Annotated in this window: 18 protein-coding genes; 3 read left to right on the plus strand and 15 right to left on the minus strand. The window is 71.1% G+C overall.

Annotation, left to right across the window (positions count from 1 at the left end):
* Window positions 1–7: 7 nt before the first annotated feature.
* The 9 genes from OG730_RS43150 to OG730_RS43190 form a co-directional block, all read right to left on the minus strand.
* Complete coding sequence (locus tag OG730_RS43150) at window positions 8–799, minus strand: ABC transporter permease (protein WP_327309954.1); 792 nt, start codon at window positions 797–799, stop codon at window positions 8–10.
* Window positions 796–1,776, minus strand: a complete 981-nt coding sequence (locus tag OG730_RS43155) for an ATP-binding cassette domain-containing protein (RefSeq protein ID WP_327309955.1) — start codon at window positions 1,774–1,776, stop codon at window positions 796–798. The genes OG730_RS43150 and OG730_RS43155 overlap by 4 nt, the downstream gene beginning before the upstream one ends.
* Window positions 1,777–1,846: 70 nt before the next feature.
* A complete protein-coding gene (locus OG730_RS43160) occupies window positions 1,847–2,692 on the minus strand; it encodes a DUF4097 family beta strand repeat-containing protein (RefSeq protein WP_327309956.1) in 846 nt (281 codons plus the stop codon).
* A gap of 70 nt (window positions 2,693–2,762) precedes the next feature.
* On the minus strand, window positions 2,763–3,275 hold the full coding sequence (locus tag OG730_RS43165; RefSeq protein ID WP_327309957.1) for a toxin-antitoxin system HicB family antitoxin: 513 nt from the start codon (window positions 3,273–3,275) through the stop codon (window positions 2,763–2,765).
* Between the two features lie 493 nt (window positions 3,276–3,768).
* On the minus strand, window positions 3,769–4,311 hold the full coding sequence (locus OG730_RS43170; protein WP_327309958.1) for a CGNR zinc finger domain-containing protein: 543 nt from the start codon (window positions 4,309–4,311) through the stop codon (window positions 3,769–3,771).
* A 182-nt stretch (window positions 4,312–4,493) separates the two neighbouring features.
* Window positions 4,494–5,162, minus strand: coding sequence for a TetR family transcriptional regulator (locus tag OG730_RS43175; protein WP_327309959.1), 669 nt, complete (start codon window positions 5,160–5,162; stop codon window positions 4,494–4,496).
* A 72-nt stretch (window positions 5,163–5,234) separates the two neighbouring features.
* A complete protein-coding gene (locus tag OG730_RS43180) occupies window positions 5,235–6,908 on the minus strand; it encodes an AMP-binding protein (protein ID WP_327309960.1) in 1,674 nt (557 codons plus the stop codon).
* Window positions 6,905–7,729 (minus strand): class I SAM-dependent methyltransferase, encoded by an 825-nt coding sequence (locus OG730_RS43185; RefSeq protein ID WP_327309961.1) that lies wholly within the window; start codon window positions 7,727–7,729, stop codon window positions 6,905–6,907. Before OG730_RS43185 ends, OG730_RS43180 begins: the two co-directional genes overlap by 4 nt.
* Window positions 7,730–7,848: 119 nt before the next feature.
* Window positions 7,849–8,808 carry a helix-turn-helix domain-containing protein gene (locus OG730_RS43190; RefSeq protein WP_327309962.1) on the minus strand — a complete coding sequence of 320 codons (960 nt, stop codon included), beginning with the start codon at window positions 8,806–8,808 and terminating at the stop codon, window positions 7,849–7,851.
* A gap of 273 nt (window positions 8,809–9,081) precedes the next feature.
* On the opposite strand from OG730_RS43190, the gene gap reads away from it, so the two are divergent.
* The 3 genes from gap (at window position 9,082) to hisC (ending at window position 12,344) form a co-directional block, all read left to right on the plus strand.
* Complete coding sequence (gene gap, locus OG730_RS43195) at window positions 9,082–10,089, plus strand: type I glyceraldehyde-3-phosphate dehydrogenase (protein ID WP_327309963.1); 1,008 nt, start codon at window positions 9,082–9,084, stop codon at window positions 10,087–10,089.
* A gap of 81 nt (window positions 10,090–10,170) precedes the next feature.
* Complete coding sequence (locus OG730_RS43200) at window positions 10,171–11,085, plus strand: pyridoxamine 5'-phosphate oxidase family protein (protein ID WP_327309964.1); 915 nt, start codon at window positions 10,171–10,173, stop codon at window positions 11,083–11,085.
* A gap of 149 nt (window positions 11,086–11,234) precedes the next feature.
* Window positions 11,235–12,344, plus strand: a complete 1,110-nt coding sequence (gene hisC, locus OG730_RS43205) for a histidinol-phosphate transaminase (RefSeq protein ID WP_327309965.1) — start codon at window positions 11,235–11,237, stop codon at window positions 12,342–12,344.
* A 12-nt stretch (window positions 12,345–12,356) separates the two neighbouring features.
* Here hisC and OG730_RS43210 read toward each other — a convergent pair whose 3' ends face one another.
* From OG730_RS43210 to OG730_RS43235, 6 genes are all read right to left on the minus strand, one after another.
* A complete protein-coding gene (locus OG730_RS43210; RefSeq protein WP_327309966.1) occupies window positions 12,357–13,082 on the minus strand; it encodes a leucine-rich repeat domain-containing protein in 726 nt (241 codons plus the stop codon).
* A gap of 363 nt (window positions 13,083–13,445) precedes the next feature.
* Entirely contained in the window at window positions 13,446–14,114 is a 669-nt protein-coding gene (locus tag OG730_RS43215) for a DUF4097 family beta strand repeat-containing protein (RefSeq protein WP_327309967.1), read from the minus strand.
* Window positions 14,115–14,380: 266 nt separating this feature from the next.
* Window positions 14,381–14,815 carry a YdeI/OmpD-associated family protein gene (locus OG730_RS43220; protein WP_327309968.1) on the minus strand — a complete coding sequence of 145 codons (435 nt, stop codon included), beginning with the start codon at window positions 14,813–14,815 and terminating at the stop codon, window positions 14,381–14,383.
* A gap of 118 nt (window positions 14,816–14,933) precedes the next feature.
* Window positions 14,934–15,347 (minus strand): VOC family protein, encoded by a 414-nt coding sequence (locus tag OG730_RS43225; protein ID WP_327309969.1) that lies wholly within the window; start codon window positions 15,345–15,347, stop codon window positions 14,934–14,936.
* Window positions 15,348–15,399: 52 nt separating this feature from the next.
* Window positions 15,400–15,885 (minus strand): helix-turn-helix transcriptional regulator, encoded by a 486-nt coding sequence (locus OG730_RS43230; protein ID WP_327309970.1) that lies wholly within the window; start codon window positions 15,883–15,885, stop codon window positions 15,400–15,402.
* Window positions 15,886–15,909: 24 nt separating this feature from the next.
* Complete coding sequence (locus OG730_RS43235) at window positions 15,910–16,320, minus strand: VOC family protein (RefSeq protein ID WP_327309971.1); 411 nt, start codon at window positions 16,318–16,320, stop codon at window positions 15,910–15,912.
* Window positions 16,321–16,618: the final 298 nt, after the last annotated feature.

Raw genomic sequence — 16,618 nt, forward strand, 5'->3', positions numbered from 1 at the left:
TCAACCCCTACTTCGGGTCGCGCTGGAACAGGGACTTGGACCAGAAGTAGCCGAGCACGGCCAGGCCCAGGCACCAGGCGACCGCGATCCACCCGCTGTTGCCGATCTCGGTACCGAGCAGCAGGCCGCGCAGGGTCTCGATGGCCGGGGTGAACGGCTGGTACTCGGCGACCGGCTGGAACCAGCCCGGCATCGCGTCAACCGGCACGAACGCGCTCGACAGCAGCGGCAGGATCATCAGCGGCATCGCGTTGTTGCTGGCCGCCTCGGCGTTCGGACTGGTCAGCCCCATCCCCACGGCGATCCAGGTGAGCGCCAAGGAGACGAGCGCGAGCAAGCCCAGCGCCAGCAGCCATTCCACGGCGGTGGCGTCCACGGACCGGAAGCCGATGGCCACCGCGACGGCCCCGACGAGGACGACGCTCATCACGCACTGGATCACACTGCCGACGACGTGCCCGATGAGCACCGACCCGCGGTGGATGGGCATCGTACGGAAGCGGGCGATGATGCCCTCGGTCATGTCCATGGCAACGGACACCGCGCTGCCGATCGTGGTGCCGCCGATGGTCAGCATCAGGATCCCGGGGACGAGATAGGCGAGGTACGCGCTCCGGCCCCCGCCGCCGCCCTCGAGGCCGGCGCTCATCACGTCGCCGAAGATGTAGACGAAGAGCAGGAGCAGCATGACCGGGGTGAGCAGCAGGTTCAGCGTCAGGGACGGGTAGCGCCGCACGTGCAGGAGGTTGCGGCGCAGCATGGTGGCCGAGTCGCGGACGGCGAAGGAGAGAGAGCTCATCGGACGTCTTCCTTGGTCTGGTGGGTGGAGGCGGTCAGGGCGAAGAACACGTCGTCGAGGTCAGGGGTGTGCACGGTCAGCTCGTCCGCCTCGACACCGGCCGAGTCCAGCCGGCCGAGGATCGAGCGCAGCGCGCGCTGACTGCCGTCGCTGGGGATCTGCAGCGCCAGCGCCTCGTCGTCCCGGGTGACCTCGCCGAGTACCGCGGCGGCGTTCCGGTAGACGTGCGGGTCGGAAAACCTCAGCCGTACGTGGCCTCCGGGGACCAGCCGCTTCAACTCTTCCGCCGTGCCCTCGGCGGCGATCCTGCCGCCGTTCAACACCGCGATCCGATCCGCCAGCTGATCCGCCTCCTCCAGGTACTGCGTCGTGAGGAAGACGGTCACCCCACCAGAGACCAGCTCGCGGATGATCTGCCACATGTTGTGCCGGGAACGGGGATCCAGCCCGGTGGTCGGCTCGTCGAGGAAGATGATCCGCGGATCACCCACCAACGTCATCGCGATGTCGAGCCGACGCTTCATCCCACCCGAGTAGGTCGAAGCCGGCTTCTTCGCCGCCTCCACCAGATCGAACCGCTCGAGGAGTTCGGCGGTGACCCGCCGCCCCTCCCCCCTCGACAGATGATGCAGATCCGCCATGAGCAGCATGTTCTCCTCACCCGTGATCAGCCCGTCGACCGCGGAGAACTGCCCCGTGACACCGATCGCGGCGCGCACCCCGCCCGGGGAGGCCGCGATGTCGTGGCCCGCGACCTGGGCCTGTCCGCCGTCGGCGGCGATGAGCGTGGACAGGATGTTCACGACGGTGGTCTTGCCCGCGCCGTTGGGCCCGAGCAGTGCGAACACGGAACCGGCCGGGATGCTCAGATCGATGCCGTCGAGGACGGTCTTGTCTCCGTAGGACTTGCGCAGACCGACCGTGGAGACGGCGGCCGGGGCCGCTCCACCTGACGCGGACATGACAGAAGAAGGCATGGAGCCCTCCATTCGAAGGCTGAAGTGGCGGGGGGGGGGAGAGAGAGCGCGCGCGCGAATACGGAAGGGGTCAGCCGGCGATCGCGCGACGAATGTCGATGTTGCCGTACTTCGTCCGGGCGCGGACCTTGACGGTGTCCGTGCTCCCCTCCGGGCTCCCGGACGCGGTGAGCGTGTTGCGGACCTGCCCGGAACCGGAGCTGACGTCGAGCCAGGCGGCCGTACCCTCGCGGACGCCGACCTCGATGGCCCCGTAGGAGGTCTCCAGCTCCACCGTGCCGCGGGCGACTTCGCCCACCCGCAGGGTGCCGTGGGCGGTCTTGGCGGTGACCGAGTCCTCGGCCCGCCGGATCTCGATGTCGCCGTTGGCACCGCTCACCCGCAGCTCGCCGGTAGCGGCGCCGACGGTCGTGGTGCCGTGCGAGTTCTTCAGGACGGCGGAGCCGTCGACGAAGCCGAGGCGCAGGCTGCCGGAGCTGGTGGTGATCTCGGTCGCGCCCTCGGCCCGGTCCACGGTGATCGATCCGTGCGACGCGGTCAGCTTGAGCGGGCCGGTCGTGTCGAGGCGCACGTCGCCGGACGAGGTCTTCACCCGGACCTCGCCGAGCCGGCCCTCGCCGACCACCTGGGTCCAGGCGCCGGTCGTGTCGATGTGCGAACCGGTGGGCAGTTCGACCGTCACATCGACGATGCCGGGCTTGCCGAACGGGTTGGACTTGGGCGTCCTGACGGTCAGCACGCCGCCCGCGAACGTGACCTCGGTCTGCTCGGCGGTCCGTACGTCCTTGTCGCGCTTCGGGTCCCGGGGCCGCACCGCGACGACGGTGTCGAGGCGGTCGCCCGCGGTGAACTGAATGGAGCCGGCCTCCACGTGTGCGGTGACCGAGATCGCTTCGGAGGTGTCGAAAGAAGGCATGGCTGTCCCGTCCTCTTGGGTCTTCCGGGCGTCCCCGCTGGTGGGACGTGGTGTGGGCGAACTGATGCGGCTAGCGGACCCAGCCGGTGAAGCTCTGTCCCACGCTCTGGGACTTCTCGGCCGTACGGGGCCCTGCGCCACCGTCGACCGCGGCCGATACGGCGCGCACCAGCCAGGCGTTGACCGACAGCCCCTCGCGGCTCGCGGCCTCCTCGGCGCGGGCCTTGAGGTGGGCCGGCAGGCGCAGGTTGACGCGTGCGGTGCCGCCCTCGTCGCCGTCGGCGGGTGCCTGCGGCGCGAGCGGTTCACTGGTGGGCTGCGCGGGAGCATGACTCTCGCCGGCGGGCACCGTCACCACGAACTCGGGGTCGAGCCCACGCAGTCGTACGTCGACCGAGCCGGGGGCGAGTTCACGGGTGATCTCGTCCATCGCCGCGGAGAGCACATTGAGCAGCGTCAGCCGGGTCGCGGACTCCAGCGGAGCGGTGAGCCGCTCGGCCAGCTTGCGGGCTTCGTCGCCGCCGGCCTCGGCGGCCACGGCGAGCTCTTGGCGGAGGGTGGCGACGTAGGGCGTGAGGTCCATGTCGCACAGCATGGCACAGCTATGGCGCCATGTCGAGCCAATCTGGCACCACTCCCCCGCGCGCCGACACCACAGCACACAAAACACCTGCTCACAGCACTGACACCATCCCGCGCCACAACGACACCACCCCGACACAAGCCGAGGTCCCTGCTGCAACCGTTCCCCGGGCGCTGCCCGGACCCGGTCCTCAAACGCTGGACGGGCTGAATGACCACCCCCCGGCCGGGGCCGGGAAAGGCGGTGGGCCGGGGACGGGGGCGGGGTGGGGTGTTGGCCGGGACGTAAAGCGTGATTTGTGGCGCACTACTCGGGATTACTGTCGAAGTACGGCACAGGGCGCCTAAATCATGCAGTCCAGGCCAACACCCCACCCCCCCCCCGGCACCGACCCCCCACCCGCAGCCACCCCGCGCCCAGGCCAACCCCAGCCCCGCCGGCGCTTGAGGCGCAGGGGCCCGGGGACAGCGTCCCCGGCAACGCCGCCGCGCCCTCAGGACGCCGACGCCGTCCGCCGCGCATAGTGGCGAGCCGCCTTCGCCCGGTTCCCGCACCCCGTGCTGGTGCACCACCGCCGGGTGCCGTTCCGACTGACGTCGTGGAACCGCAGCCCACACGTCGGGTTGGCACAACTCCGCATCCGGTCCCCCGCGGTGCTGAGCAACCGGAGGTAGTCCGCCGCCACGAGGTACCCGAGCAGACGCCCCGAGTCGGGCGCCTCCAGCCGCTCCACGGGCCCGGCGGCCGTGAGCAGCCGGCGGATCCGGCCCGCGTCGAGCAGCCGGTTGAAGTCGTCGAGCGCCCCCGGCCCCGCATCGGCGCGCCCGGCCACACCGGCCAGCGCGGAGCGGGCGGCCCGGGCGGCGGTCAGGGTGGTCCGGTCGGCACGCAGCTCGCCGCCTGCGTACGCCGCGGCCACCCGGGACCCGGCCAGCCAGCACGCGAGCCCGGAGGTGGAGTCCAGCAGGTCGTAGCGGCCGTACCGGTCGTGCCAGTGGGTGTTGAGGATGTCCAGACTGAGCGGCTCCCCGGTCAACGGACGCGGATCGACCCCGGCCCCCATCCCACCCCCGGCACCACCCCCGGCAGCACCCCCGGCCCTGCCCCCGGCCCTCGCCACCCCGACCGAGGCACCCGCCGAGCCTCCCGCCGAGGCACCCGCCGAGGCACCCGCCGAGCCTCCCACCGAGGCCCCCATCGCGGCCCCACGATCCCCGCTCATCCCCGCGCCCCGGTGTACACGGGTTCGGGCGCGGCCGCGAAGGCGCAGTACGGCGAGGATCCCTCGGCCCGGTACAGCTCCACGGCCTGCGGCGCCGCGAGGATCCCCGGCAGGATCAGCTGCCACAGCCGGGTCAGGTACCCGCGCAAGGGCCCGCAGGAACAGCCCGGGCGGCGCTCCTCCACGCGCAGGCACACGTCCATCCCGATCAGGGAGTGCACGAGTTGCGCGGCCGTCCCCCAGGGGTCGACCGCGCCGGTCAGGGCGTCGGCCAGCTCCTCGCGGACGGCATCGGTCCAGGAAACGCTGCCGTCGGGGTAGTGCACGAACTCCCGGGTCAGCCGCGCGCCCGCCCGTACGACGGGGTCGTGCCCGAGCCGCCCGGCGACGGCGTGCGTCATGTCGACGGCGGCCTGCAAGGGCCGCATCCCGCGGTGCGGCACGGCGCCCAGCGCGCCGACGATCGTTTGCCGGGCTTCGGTGCGCACCGCTCTGACCAGGTCGTCCTTGGCGGGGAAGTGGTACATCAAGGCGCCCTTGGTCACTCCCGCGGCGGTGCAGATCACCGCGAGCGAGGCCCCTTCGTAGCCGTAGAGGTCAATGGCCTTGGCGGCGCCGTCGATCAGAGCCCGTCGTGTCCGCTCGGCTCGCTCCTGCTGCGCCATGGGCGCTCCTCGTGCGTAGGGGATGGAGACGTGCGGATGGTGCTGCCCGCCCCGGCAGCACCATCCGCACGGTCAGGCCGCGCTGCCGGCCGGGACGGAGGCCGCAACGGAGGCCAGGCCGTCCTCGAAGCTCTTGCGGAGCTGGGCACGGCGGAGCTTGCCGATGCCGGTCTTGGGGATCTCGGACCGGTCGACGGGCAGCAGGTGCGGTACGTCGACGCCCAGCCGCTCGCGGACCCGCTCGCGGATCCGTTCGCCCTGCTCCCCGGTGAGGGTGCCGGTGCGCGGGCTGAAGAAGACCGCGAGCTCCTCGGCGCCGCCGGGCTCGGCGGTGACGAGCGAGGCGACGGTGTACGAGGGCTCGATGAAGTCGAGTTCCTCCACGGCGGCCTCGATCTCGTGACCGTGGTAGGCGATCTCCCCGAGCTGGATGACGTCGTCGGTGCGGCCGGTGACGGTGAGGATGCCGTTCTCCACGTACGCCAGGTCGCCGGTCTTGAACCAGCCGTCGTCCGTGAAGGACTGCCGGTTCTGCACGGGGTTGTCGTAGTACCCGGAGGTGATGGTCGAACCGGTGACCTGGAGGCGGCCGGTGACGCCCCACGGCACGAGGGCGCCGTGCTCGTCGACGACCCGGATGCGGGTACCGGGCTGCGGGCGGCCGACGGGCACGTAGCGGTCGTCGCCGGCGGCGGCCTCGGTGAACTGGCAGTCGGCCACGCCGGCGGTGGTCTCGGACATGCCCCAGCCCGGGAACATCGCGGTGGCGGGCAGCCCGTAAGGGGCCAGCAGGTCCAGGAAGCGGCGGACGACGCCGGAGCGGACGGCCTCGCCGCCGTTCATGATGTAGCGCAGCGGGCTCAGGTCCCAGCCGCGGCCCTCGAAGCGGTCGGCCTGGTCGTTGACGAGCACGAAGGCGAAGTTGGGCGCCCAGGTGGTGTCGGCCCGGTGGGTGGAGACGGCGTCGAGCCAGCGCAGCGGGTCCTCCAGGACCCACTGGATCTTGGCGTGGACCTGGGCGGCGCCGAGGAAGACGTCGCGCGCGTGGAACATGATCAGCCCGCCGATGTGGTCCAGCGGCATCCAGTTGAAGGTGCGCGTGTCCGCGTCGAGCTTGTTCACGCGGGAGGTGGCCGCGCTGCGCGTGAGGATGTTGCGGTGGGTCAGGCTGACGGCCTTGGGCACGCCGGTGCTGCCGGAGGTGAGCAGCAGCACGGCCGGGTCGGCGGCGTCCGGCTCGTGCCAGGCGAGGTCCGGCTCGTGGGCGGTGCGCAGGCTCGCCACGTCGCCCAGGTGGGCGGCGGCCCAGCCGGCGTCGGCGGTGACGGCGGGCGCGATCTCCTGGCCGGTGCCGGTCAGGACGCGGGGGCGGCCGTACCCGGCCCAGACGCGCTCCAGCAGGCCGGGGCCGTTGACCGCGTCGGCGCTGACGGGCAGCGGCAGGAAGCCTCCGAGGACACAGCCCCAGAAGCCGGCGAGGAGGTCGGCGTCGTCGGCCGACTGCAGGATGATCTTCTCACCGGTGGCGGCGCCGGAGGAGCGCAGGCCGGCCAGGACGCGCGAGGCGTCGTCGAGCAGCTCGGCGTAGCTCTGGTGGACCTCGGTGCCGTCGGCGCGGATGTACGTCACGCCGCGTTCGTCGGCCTGGCTCTCACCGACGGCGCGGACGAGGGCGGCGCCGAGGTGCGCGACGCCGGTTTCGGGGGCGGGCCCGCCGTCGAGCAGGGATATGCCGGTGCCGGTCATGCCTGGTTCTCCTCTTGCTGAGCGGTGTCCGACGCGGTGTCGGACCCGGTGTGCGACGCGGTGTCGGCGGGGGTCGCGGTGGCCACGATGACGAGCGGGCCCCGGCCGTGGAAGGGCGCGGGCTCCTTGCGGAAACCGCCGTACTCGGCCGTGATGGTCAGTCCCGCCGCGGCCAGCAGTTCGCGCACCTCGGGCCCGGTCAGGACGGCCTGGTCGAAGAAGTTGTCGTACATGGCGACCGTGCCGTCCGCGGTGCGGACCAGCAGGGTCTCCTCGTTGCGCCAGTTCGCGGCGTGCGCGTTGATGAACTGGCGGGCGAGGCGGGTGATGAGGACCCCGTCGCGGCGGTGGTGGCCGACGCTGTTGGGCTGGAAGGAGTCGACGAAGTTCAGCAGGTGGCCGAACTCCAGGACGACCTGCCCGCCGGGGTTCAGCAGCTCGCGGACGGAGCGCAGGACGGCCGGGAGCTGTGCCCGCTCCAGGTAGTTCAGCGTCATGAAGAGGCTGTAGACGAGGTCGTAGCGCTCGTCGGTGCGGTGCTCCTCGGCGCGGGCCTCCACGTAGGAGATGCCCTCGTCGCCGGCGGCGCGGGCGTACTCCAGGAACGCGGCGCTCTGGTCGACGCCGGTCCCGCGGTGCCCGCGCTCGCGCAGGGCGCGCAGGTTGGAGCCGGTGCCGCAGCCCAGGTCGAGTACGGTGCCCGCCTCGGGGAGCAGGGACGCGAGGAACTCCGTCTCGGCGTCGAGGTTGCGGAAGTCCTTCCGCATGATCTCGTAGTACTCACCGGGGAATTCGAAGCTCGTGCCGGTCAAATCCGTCATCCTCCTCGGATGTCAGTGCTCGTCGGTCGTCGGTGCTCGGCGGGAGGCGGTGCTCGTCGGTGTGCGGTACCGGTCGGTGCGCGGTGCTCGTCGGTGCGCGGTACCGGTCGGTGTCGGTGCTACGTGGGCACGGCCTCGCGCATGGTCCGGTAGCCGCGCGGGGTGAGCCCGTACCGGTCGCGGAAGAGCCGGCTGAAGTGCGAGGCCTGGTAGAGGCCGGACCGCTCGCCGATCACCCCGACGGGCAGGTGTTCGAGCCGCGGGTCTCGCAGCTCGGAGCGGCAGCGGGCGAGGCGTTCGTCCCGGATCCACCGGGCGGGGCTGGTCCCGTGCTCCTGGAAGATCCGCTGGAGGTAGCGCAGCGAGATGTTGTGGTGCTCGGCGACCGCCTGCGGGGTGAGGTCGGGGTCGGAGAGCCGTGCGCGGATGAACCCCTGGATGCCCAGCATCAGGTCGTGCCGGGCCACCTCGTCCTCGGCGGCGACGTGGCGCAGCCGATCGGCGAGGACGGCCGCGGTCAGGCCCGCCACGGTGGCGCCGACCCGGTCCACGGCGGAATGGATCTCGGTGCCGTGGTCGTGGAGGCCGGCGAGCAGCTGGGAGAGCAGGGCGCCCGCGCCCATCCGCCCGCACCAGCCGGTGGCGGTGAGCTTCGCGGTGTCGGCCGCCGACATGCCGAGGTGCCGGTGCGGCAGTTGGACCTCGACCAGGTGGAAGGGCCGGGGCAGCAGGAGGCGGTAGGGCCGGCTGGTGTCGCAGCAGATGATCTGCGGGCCGCTCGCCTGGCCCCGGCGGCCGTCCTGGTGAACGTGGATCTCGCCGGCCAGCGCCCGGAACAGCCGCAGGGACTCGGAGGGGTCCGGGCGGATGTGGCGGCCGGGGCGTACGGCCTCGTGGGCCTCCCCGGTGACTAGGGAGATGGTGACGTCTCCGAACTCGCGCCGGACGGTGGTCCCGTACACGGACTCGCCGTGTGCCCGGATGACCCGCGCCGCCGTACCCGCGGAGGGTGTGGTGAGCGCGGCGAGCGGTGGACTGCGGTCCGGCACGGATGTGCTCGGCCCGCGAAGGGGCAGCATGTCCATCGTTCTCCTCGCTCCGGGAGGCCGGGAAGCGTCGTGTCATCGTGACAGGCAGGCCCATAAAAACATACCTGCATGCACGTACTCGAGTAGCATCAGATGTTCCAATGCGCGGGGCTCCACCTCGACTTTCGGCGTGAACAGGCCATGAACAGGCGCATTTACGCAAGTCAGAAGACAGGTCGGCCAGTACAGTTGAAGACGAGGACTGGCCGGACAACGCGGCTTCACGTGCGGTCATGGATGTAGTTTCCGAACGAGGGGTATCACGTGACGATCAAGGTCGGCATCAACGGATTCGGCCGCATCGGCCGCAGTTTCTTCCGCGCCGCCCTTCAGCGGGGCACCGGCCTGGAGGTGGTCGCCGTCAACGACCTCACCGACGCCAAGACGCTGGCCCACCTGCTCAAGTACGACAGCACCCTCGGCAAGCTCGGCCACGAAGTCCGCGCGGTCGAGGGCAACCTCGTCATCGACGGGCGCACCATCCGCGTGACCGCCGAGCGCGACCCCGCCAAGCTCCCGTGGGGCGAGCTGGAGGTGGACGTGGTCATCGAGTCCACCGGCGTCTTCACCGACGCGCACAAGGCACGCGCCCACCTGGAGGCCGGTGCCCGCAAGGTCATCATCAGCGCGCCCTCGAAGAACGAGGACCTGACGATCGCCTTCGGCATCAACGACGACCTCTACGACCCGGCCGAGCACGACATCGTCTCCAACGCCTCGTGCACGACCAACTGCCTGGCCCCGCTGGCCAAGGTCATCGACGACGCGCTCGGCATCGAGCACGGCCTGATGACCACGGTCCACGCCTACACCGCGGACCAGAACCTCCAGGACGGTCCGCACACCGACCTGCGCCGCGCCCGCTCGGCGGCGACGAACACCGTGCCGACCACCACGGGCGCCGCCAAGGCGATCGGCCTGGTCCTCCCCCAGCTCAAGGGCAAGCTCGACGGATACGCGCTGCGCGTGCCGATCCCGACGGGCTCGGCCACCGACCTCACCGTCCGCGTCGGCCGCGCGACGACGGTCGAGGAGGTCAACGAGATCTTCGCGAAGGCCGCCGAGGGCCCCCTCGCGGGCATCCTCACCTACACCGACGAGCCGATCGTCTCCAGCGACATCGTCACCGACCCCGCGTCGTGCATCTTCGACTCGGGCCTGACCAAGGTGATCGGCGACGGCCGCCAGGTCAAGATCGTCGGCTGGTACGACAACGAGTGGGGCTTCTCCAACCGTGTCGTGGACACCGCCCTGCTGATCGGCGCCCGCTGACCGGCGCCCCGTAGACGGGCGCCCGCCGACGGCGACCCCGTCGGCCGCGGCGCCCGTCCCGACCGGAGGTTTCCGATTCCCGTGATCAAGACCCCCCATCACGAGGGTGAACAGGCCGTCCAGAAGCAGGCCGGCGAAGGCGGTCCCGGCTGGGGTTCGCCGATGTTCGACGACGTGATCCAGCCCGGGTTCGACCAGTACCTGATGCGCCAGCGCATGCTCTTCCTGGGCGGCGCCGACGCCACGGGCGCCATGTGGTCCTCGCTGGTCACCGGCGACCCCGGCTTCGCCCTGCCCACCAGCCGGCGCACGATCACGCTGTCCTCCCTGCCCGTGCCGGGCGATCCGCTCGCCGAAGCCTTCGCGGAGACGGCCGACATCGGGCTGCTCGCCCTCGAACCGCACACGACGACCCGGATCCGGATCAACGGCGTGGCGCGGCGCGAGGGGGAATCCCTGCAGATCCGCACCGAACAGGTGCTGGGCAACTGCCCCAAGTACCTCCAGGTACGGGTCCCGGTCGCGGACGGGCCGGCCTCGGCGCCCCGGGAGACCCGGGACGGCGACGAGCTGACGCCCGAACAGGAGAAGTGGATCCGCGGCGCGGACACCTTCTTCATCGCCAGCCAGGCCGACGGCTACGGCGCGGACTCCTCGCACCGGGGCGGCGACCCCGGTTTCGTCACGGTGGCGGGACCGCGCAGGCTCGTATGGCCCGACTACTTCGGCAATTCCTTCTACATGACCCTGGGCAATCTGCAGCTCAACGAGAACTGCGGACTGCTCTTCCTGGACTGGGAGTCCGGCCACACCCTGCAACTGACGGGCAAGGCACGGATCAACTGGGCCGAGGGGGACCGGGCGGACGTGCCCGGAGCCCTGCGGATGTGCGAGTTCGACATCGAGCGCGTGGTGCAGATCGACGGGGCGACCCGGCTGCGCTGGGCGTTCGGCGGTCCCTCGCCCTACAACCCGGCGGCACCGGCGCGGGCCTGATCCCCCTCAGCCCCGCGCCGTCCCCCTCCCCCGGTCTCCCCTGGTCACCGTCCGGCCGTGCCGCCCTCCCCCGTCGGCGCGGCCGGACGGTGCTGTACTCCCGCCCGGCACCCTCGCCGCCCACGGCTTCCCCATCGAAGGATTGCGCCATGCCCGATGCCGATCCGCACACGGCCCCCACGCCCTCCACGGCCTCCCCCACCTCCCCCAGGCTCCGGGCCGACGTCTCGACGCTCCCCGCGTACGTGCCGGGCCGCGCCGCACGCGACGAGTTCGTCGACAAGCTCTCCTCGAACGAGAACCCCTACCCGCCGCTCCCCTCGGTGATCTCCGCGGTCGAGACCTGGCTGGGCCGCCTCAACCGCTACCCCGACCCCACCGCGGCCGAGCTCGTCGCGGAACTCGCCGACCGCCTCGCCGTACCCGCCGACCACCTGGTGCTGGGCACCGGCTCGGTCGGCATCACCCAGCACCTGGTCGCCGCCGCCGCGGGCCCGGGCGACGAGGTCGTCTTCGCGTGGCGCTCGTTCGAGGCGTACCCGCTGCTGGCCTGGGCCGCCGGGGCCACCTCCGTCCAGGTCCCGCTGCGCGACGAGACCCACGACCTGGACGCCCTGGCCGACGCGGTCACCGACCGCACCCGCCTGATCTTCGTCTGCAACCCGAACAACCCGACCGGCACCGCCGTGCGCCGGGCCGAACTGGAACGCTTCCTGGACCGCGTACCCCCGCACATCCTCATCGTCATCGACGAGGCCTACCGCGAGTTCGTGGACGCCGCCGAGGACATCCCGGACGGCATCGACCTCTACCGGGACCGCCCCAACGTGGCCGTCCTGCGCACCTTCTCCAAGGCCTACGGTCTGGCCGCGCTCCGCGTCGGCTACGCGGTGGCCCACCCCCGGGTCACGGCCGCCCTGCGCGCCTGCTCCGTCCCCCTCGGCGTGAGCGGCCCCGCCCAGGCCGCCGCCCTGGCCTCGCTGCGCGCCACGGAGGAACTCCGCGAACGCGTGACCGACCTGGTCGCGGAACGCGACCGCGTCAGCGCCGCCCTCCGCGCGGAGGGCTACGAGGTCCCCGAAAGCCACGCCAACTTCGTCTGGCTGCGCCTGGGCTCCCGCACCGCCTACTTCGCGGACGCCTGCGAGGCGGCCGGCCTGATGGTCCGCCCCTTCGGCGAAGAGGGCGTCCGCATCACGATCGGCACCCCAACCGCAAACGACCGCCTCCTGAAAACCGCCTCCCACTGGAACCAGTAACCCCGCTCCCCCTCACGTCAAGACGACGCAGCCCCGCCGCTCCAGCTCGATGATGACCGGTAGGGAAGGGTCCACTTCGTTCCAGCGCAGATCCAGCTTCTCCAACGACGGCATGTCGGCGAGCCAGTCGGCCGGCCGGCCCAGCCGGTTGCTCCGCAGGTCGATCTGGCGCAGTCGCGGGAGGCCCGCCAGCGACTCCGGCACCCCGGCCAGGGAGTTCTCGCGTAGGTCCAGGTGGCGCAGTTCGTGCAGCTCGGAGGCCGACGAGGGGAGCTGCTCGATCGAGTTCCCCCGCAGCCACAGCTCACGCAGGCCGCGGAGCCCGCCGATGGCGTCGGGCAGGGTGGTGAGCCGGTTGTGCTGCGCTCTGAGCTCGATGAGGCCGCTCATCCCACCGATGCTCTCGGGGAGGGTGGTGAGGGAGTTCTCGCCGACGTTGAGGTAACGCAACCGGGTCAGGTTTCCCACCGAGTCCGGAAGCCGCGTCAGCCGGTTGTCGTGCAGGTAGAGGAAGTCGCCGAGCCCCGCCAGCCTGCCGATTTCTTCGGGCACCGACGTCAGCGCGTTGTGGCCCAGGTCCAGCGTGTTCAGCCGGTGAAGGCGCCCGATCTCCGGCGGCAGCGCCGTCAGCCCGTTGTCCGCGAGGATCAGCACCTCGAGCCCGGTCTCGTGCCACACCGACTCGGGCACCTCCCCGAGCCCTCGACGCCACAGGTCCAGTGTGTGCCTCACTGCCATCCCCCTCACCCACAGCCCTGGACTCGATTCTCACTCGGCCGGGATGGGGCCCACGGACCAGCCTCAGCCACAGAAGGTGCGCCCAGTGCAGCCCGCAGCCGGTATCCGGCGTACGGGCGCTACTCCGCACCACAGACGGCATCAGCCACTGTGCTGCTTGCCTCCGACGGAAACCCCCACCCGGCCCGCCACTGGCCGCTACGAAATCGCGCCCCCCAAGAGGCAGCACCGAGAACTCCGTGCCGTCCGCGGCGCGTAGCCACCGCGGACATCCGCGAACGAACGAGGCGGCCCACTTCCGACCTGTCGTCGTAGCCGAGGAGTCCGCGCAGGCTGATCATGAGCGGTGCTCCTTTACGGTTGTCAGAGGCTGCGGGCGGCGATGTCGCCGTAGGCGGTGGTCGCGTGGATGGCGAGGCCCGCGGCGGCGCCCTCGCTGTTGCGAAGGGCGTTGTCGATCCGGCCGAGGGCGGTGCCGGCGTCGAGGGTGGCACTGACCCCACGGCCCGCGCCGACCGAGATGTCTCCGTACTCGGTGTGCAGTTCGACCGTGCCGCGCACGGCTTCGACGATGCTCAGGTCGCCCTTCTGCGTACTGATCCGGGCAGAGCCCGCCAGGCGGCCGACCGAGACGTCACCGGCCGCCAGGGTCAGGTGCGCGCTCGCGGCCTCGTCGATCTTGACCGAGCCCTGCGCGGCCTCGAAGACCACGTCACCAAGGCGTCCGACGCCCCGGAGCTCGGCGCTGGCCGCCTTCGCCTCGACGCCGGAGCCGGCGGGCAGCTGAACGGTCACCTCAACGGAACCGGAGGCGCCCAGGATCTGGTTCTTCGCGGGGACCGCGATCCGCAGGACCCCGTCGGCGTACTCGACCACGGTCTGCTCGGCCGCCTTCACATCGCGGCCCTTCGAAGCGTCGGCGGGCCGGACCTCGACCACGGTGTCCGCGCGGTCAGCGGCGATGAGCCGGACGGCGCCGGCCGGGATGTCCAGAACGGCGGAGATCGGGGCGGTGGTAGCGAACTTCTGCATGATTCTCTCCTGCGACTCGTTGTTTCCGATGAAGGAAAAGCTACGTTGCTTTCCATATTTCGACAAGGAAGTCGTTGCGAAGAAACTTAATAAATGCAGGTCAGCGCCTTACAATCGTTGCGAAAGCCTAAAGCTGAATGCAACGACGAAGCCGCAAACGTTGCAATGGACTGAAAGTGAAAGCTACAGCGGCGCGGCTACGCCCGGGCATGACGATGCCTCCGCCCGGCGGGTTTCCCGGCCGACGGAGGCTCGCTCGCGGGGTGTCAGCCGCGCAGGGTGGCGATGGCCTTCTCGATGCGCCCCAGGCGCGTCTCGGGCTTCTTCGCGCTCTCGATGGCGCGCACGTGCTCGCGCTTGCGGCTGTACGTCAGGTTGTCGTACGCGGCGCGGGCGGCCGGGTCCCCGTCCAGAGCCCGGGCGAAGTCGTCGGGCTCGACGACGACGCGCGGCTCGGTGTCCAGCTCCAGCTCCACCTCGACCTCCTCGCCGATCTCGACACCCGCGGCATCTCGGTTGGCATGGCTGAGGCCGATCAAGTGGCGGCCGCGCAGGAGGGCGACCCGGCTCTGCCAGGAATGCCCGTTGATCGTGATCGTCACCGGCGGCCGCGCGCCACCGGCGAGTGCCGCCACCACCTCGGACGGAACTTCGAGGCCCCGCATGGGCTCGGGCGGCTCGACGACGGACTGGAACTTCAAGACCTTCTCCTCTTCGTCTCTTCGTCCTGCTGCTTCCCGCACCCGGGTCAAAGCCGTCCGGGACGGCGGGGGAAACGTTCCCCCGCCGTCCCGGACGGCTGTCGGACACAGGTCGCGGCTACTCCGCGTAGGGCTGGTCGGTGCCCTGGTCGCTGTAGCCGAGGCTCCAGACGTAGCCGTCCGGGTCGGCGAAGGTGCCGCCGTAACCGCCCCACGGCAGGGCGCCGGCCGGCTTGAGGACCGTGGCGCCGGCCTTCGAGGCCTCCGCCATGATCTCGTCGACCCGCGTCTCGCTGCGGACCACGTACGTCAGGACCAGCCCGCTGAAACCGCTGCCCTCCTGGTCCGTGCCCACCTGCTGGGCCAGGCCTTCGCGGCTGTAGAAGCCGACCGGCGAGGCGCCGTCCGACTCGAAGAACACCGAGATGCCGAAGTCGCTCTGGATCTTCCAGCCGAGTCCCTCGGTGTAGAACTGCTTGGCCCGGTCCATGTCCCGGACACCAAGAAGGATCGAGCTGACGTGCGCCTTCATGTCCTGCTCCTCTCACTGTGAACGGATGCGGTTCCTGCGGTTGCTGTGACCATCACGCTAGGGCTTGCGGGGCGGCCGTGGCTTCTCGATTCCTGACCGGTCTGGAGACTTGCTTCGCCACGCACGCCGGCATCCCCTCCACCGTGATCGCCGGCCCCGCGTCGTCGGCTGCGGCCTGACGCCGGAAGGCCCCCGGGGGCATGCCGACCAGCTCGGTGAAGCGGGTGGTGAACGTTCCCAGCGACGCGCAGCCGACCTCGAAGCAGACCTCGGTGACGCTGAGGTCCCCCCGCCGCAGCAGCGCCGTCGCCCGCTCGATGCGACGCGTCATCAGGTACGCGTACGGCGACTCCCCGTACGCGGCACGGAACTGCCGGCTCAGGTGCCCGGCGGACATGTTCACATCGTGGGCGAGCGCTTCCACGTTCAGCGGCTGCGCGTACTCCCGGTCGATCCGGTCCCGGACGCGGCGCAGCCGTGCGAGATCCTCCAGGCGCTGCGCCTGGACGCGTGCACGTCGCCATTCGGGCTTGCACATGAGAACCCCTTGCCCTTCGTCGGCTCAGCGCAGTTCCTGGATGCGGACCAGGTTGCCCGCGGGGTCGCGGAACGCGCAGTCACGGACGCCGTACGGCTGCTCGGTCGGTTCCTGGACGACCTCGGTGTCACCGGCCTGCGCCTTCTCGAAGGTGGCGTCGAGGTCCGGGGTGGCCAGCAGGATCCAGCCGTAGGTGCCCTTGGCCATCATCTCGGTGATGGTTCGGCGCTCGTCCTCGGTGACGCCGGGATCGGAGGCCGGCGGCGCCAGCAGGATCGACGTGCCCGGCTGACCGGGCGGGCCGACCGTGATCCAGCGCATCCTCCCCTGCCCGGCATCGCTGCGGACCTCGAAGCCGAGGACGTCGCGGTAGAAGGCGAGCGACGCGTCCGGGTCGTCGTGCGGAAGCGACGTCGTGTGAATGGTGATGTCCATGGTGAGCAGGCTAGGACGGCTCCCCGAACCGCGCTTCTCGATTCCTGATCGGTCCGGACATCCCGGGCGTTCGCGGGCAGGCACGCGAGAACTCCCCCACGATCACGGCCGGTTGAGGACAGAAGCTGTCCTCAAGGGCGCTGACCCGCGATCCGCAGCGCCCGGTGTGGCCGGCCGAGGCCGAGGCCGTCGCGGGCGCGCCGACGGCGCCCCGGGCGCATACGAACGAGGCGGCGCACTCCGACGTGTGGTCGGGGTACGCCGCCTCGGGGCGGAGCGGGGTGCGGGAGGGGGCCTG

This window comes from Streptomyces sp. NBC_01298, from assembly GCF_035978755.1.
Classification (GTDB): domain Bacteria; phylum Actinomycetota; class Actinomycetes; order Streptomycetales; family Streptomycetaceae; genus Streptomyces.

What these genes read in the sequence shown, in the direction of transcription:
- OG730_RS43190 (WP_327309962.1), bottom strand. Translation starts at nt 8,808, where the DNA reads ATGCTGCCCCTTCGCGGGCCGAGCACATCCGTGCCGGACCGCAGTCCA.
- OG730_RS43180 (WP_327309960.1), bottom strand. Translation starts at nt 6,908, where the DNA reads ATGACCGGCACCGGCATATCCCTGCTCGACGGCGGGCCCGCCCCCGAA.
- OG730_RS43210 (WP_327309966.1), bottom strand. Translation starts at nt 13,082, where the DNA reads ATGGCAGTGAGGCACACACTGGACCTGTGGCGTCGAGGGCTCGGGGAG.
- OG730_RS43235 (WP_327309971.1), bottom strand. Translation starts at nt 16,320, where the DNA reads ATGGACATCACCATTCACACGACGTCGCTTCCGCACGACGACCCGGAC.
- OG730_RS43225 (WP_327309969.1), bottom strand. Translation starts at nt 15,347, where the DNA reads ATGAAGGCGCACGTCAGCTCGATCCTTCTTGGTGTCCGGGACATGGAC.
- hisC (WP_327309965.1), top strand. Translation starts at nt 11,235, where the DNA reads ATGCCCGATGCCGATCCGCACACGGCCCCCACGCCCTCCACGGCCTCC.
- OG730_RS43185 (WP_327309961.1), bottom strand. Translation starts at nt 7,729, where the DNA reads ATGACGGATTTGACCGGCACGAGCTTCGAATTCCCCGGTGAGTACTAC.
- OG730_RS43215 (WP_327309967.1), bottom strand. Translation starts at nt 14,114, where the DNA reads ATGCAGAAGTTCGCTACCACCGCCCCGATCTCCGCCGTTCTGGACATC.
- OG730_RS43230 (WP_327309970.1), bottom strand. Translation starts at nt 15,885, where the DNA reads ATGTGCAAGCCCGAATGGCGACGTGCACGCGTCCAGGCGCAGCGCCTG.
- OG730_RS43165 (WP_327309957.1), bottom strand. Translation starts at nt 3,275, where the DNA reads ATGGACCTCACGCCCTACGTCGCCACCCTCCGCCAAGAGCTCGCCGTG.
- OG730_RS43175 (WP_327309959.1), bottom strand. Translation starts at nt 5,162, where the DNA reads ATGGCGCAGCAGGAGCGAGCCGAGCGGACACGACGGGCTCTGATCGAC.
- OG730_RS43160 (WP_327309956.1), bottom strand. Translation starts at nt 2,692, where the DNA reads ATGCCTTCTTTCGACACCTCCGAAGCGATCTCGGTCACCGCACACGTG.
- OG730_RS43150 (WP_327309954.1), bottom strand. Translation starts at nt 799, where the DNA reads ATGAGCTCTCTCTCCTTCGCCGTCCGCGACTCGGCCACCATGCTGCGC.
- OG730_RS43155 (WP_327309955.1), bottom strand. Translation starts at nt 1,776, where the DNA reads ATGCCTTCTTCTGTCATGTCCGCGTCAGGTGGAGCGGCCCCGGCCGCC.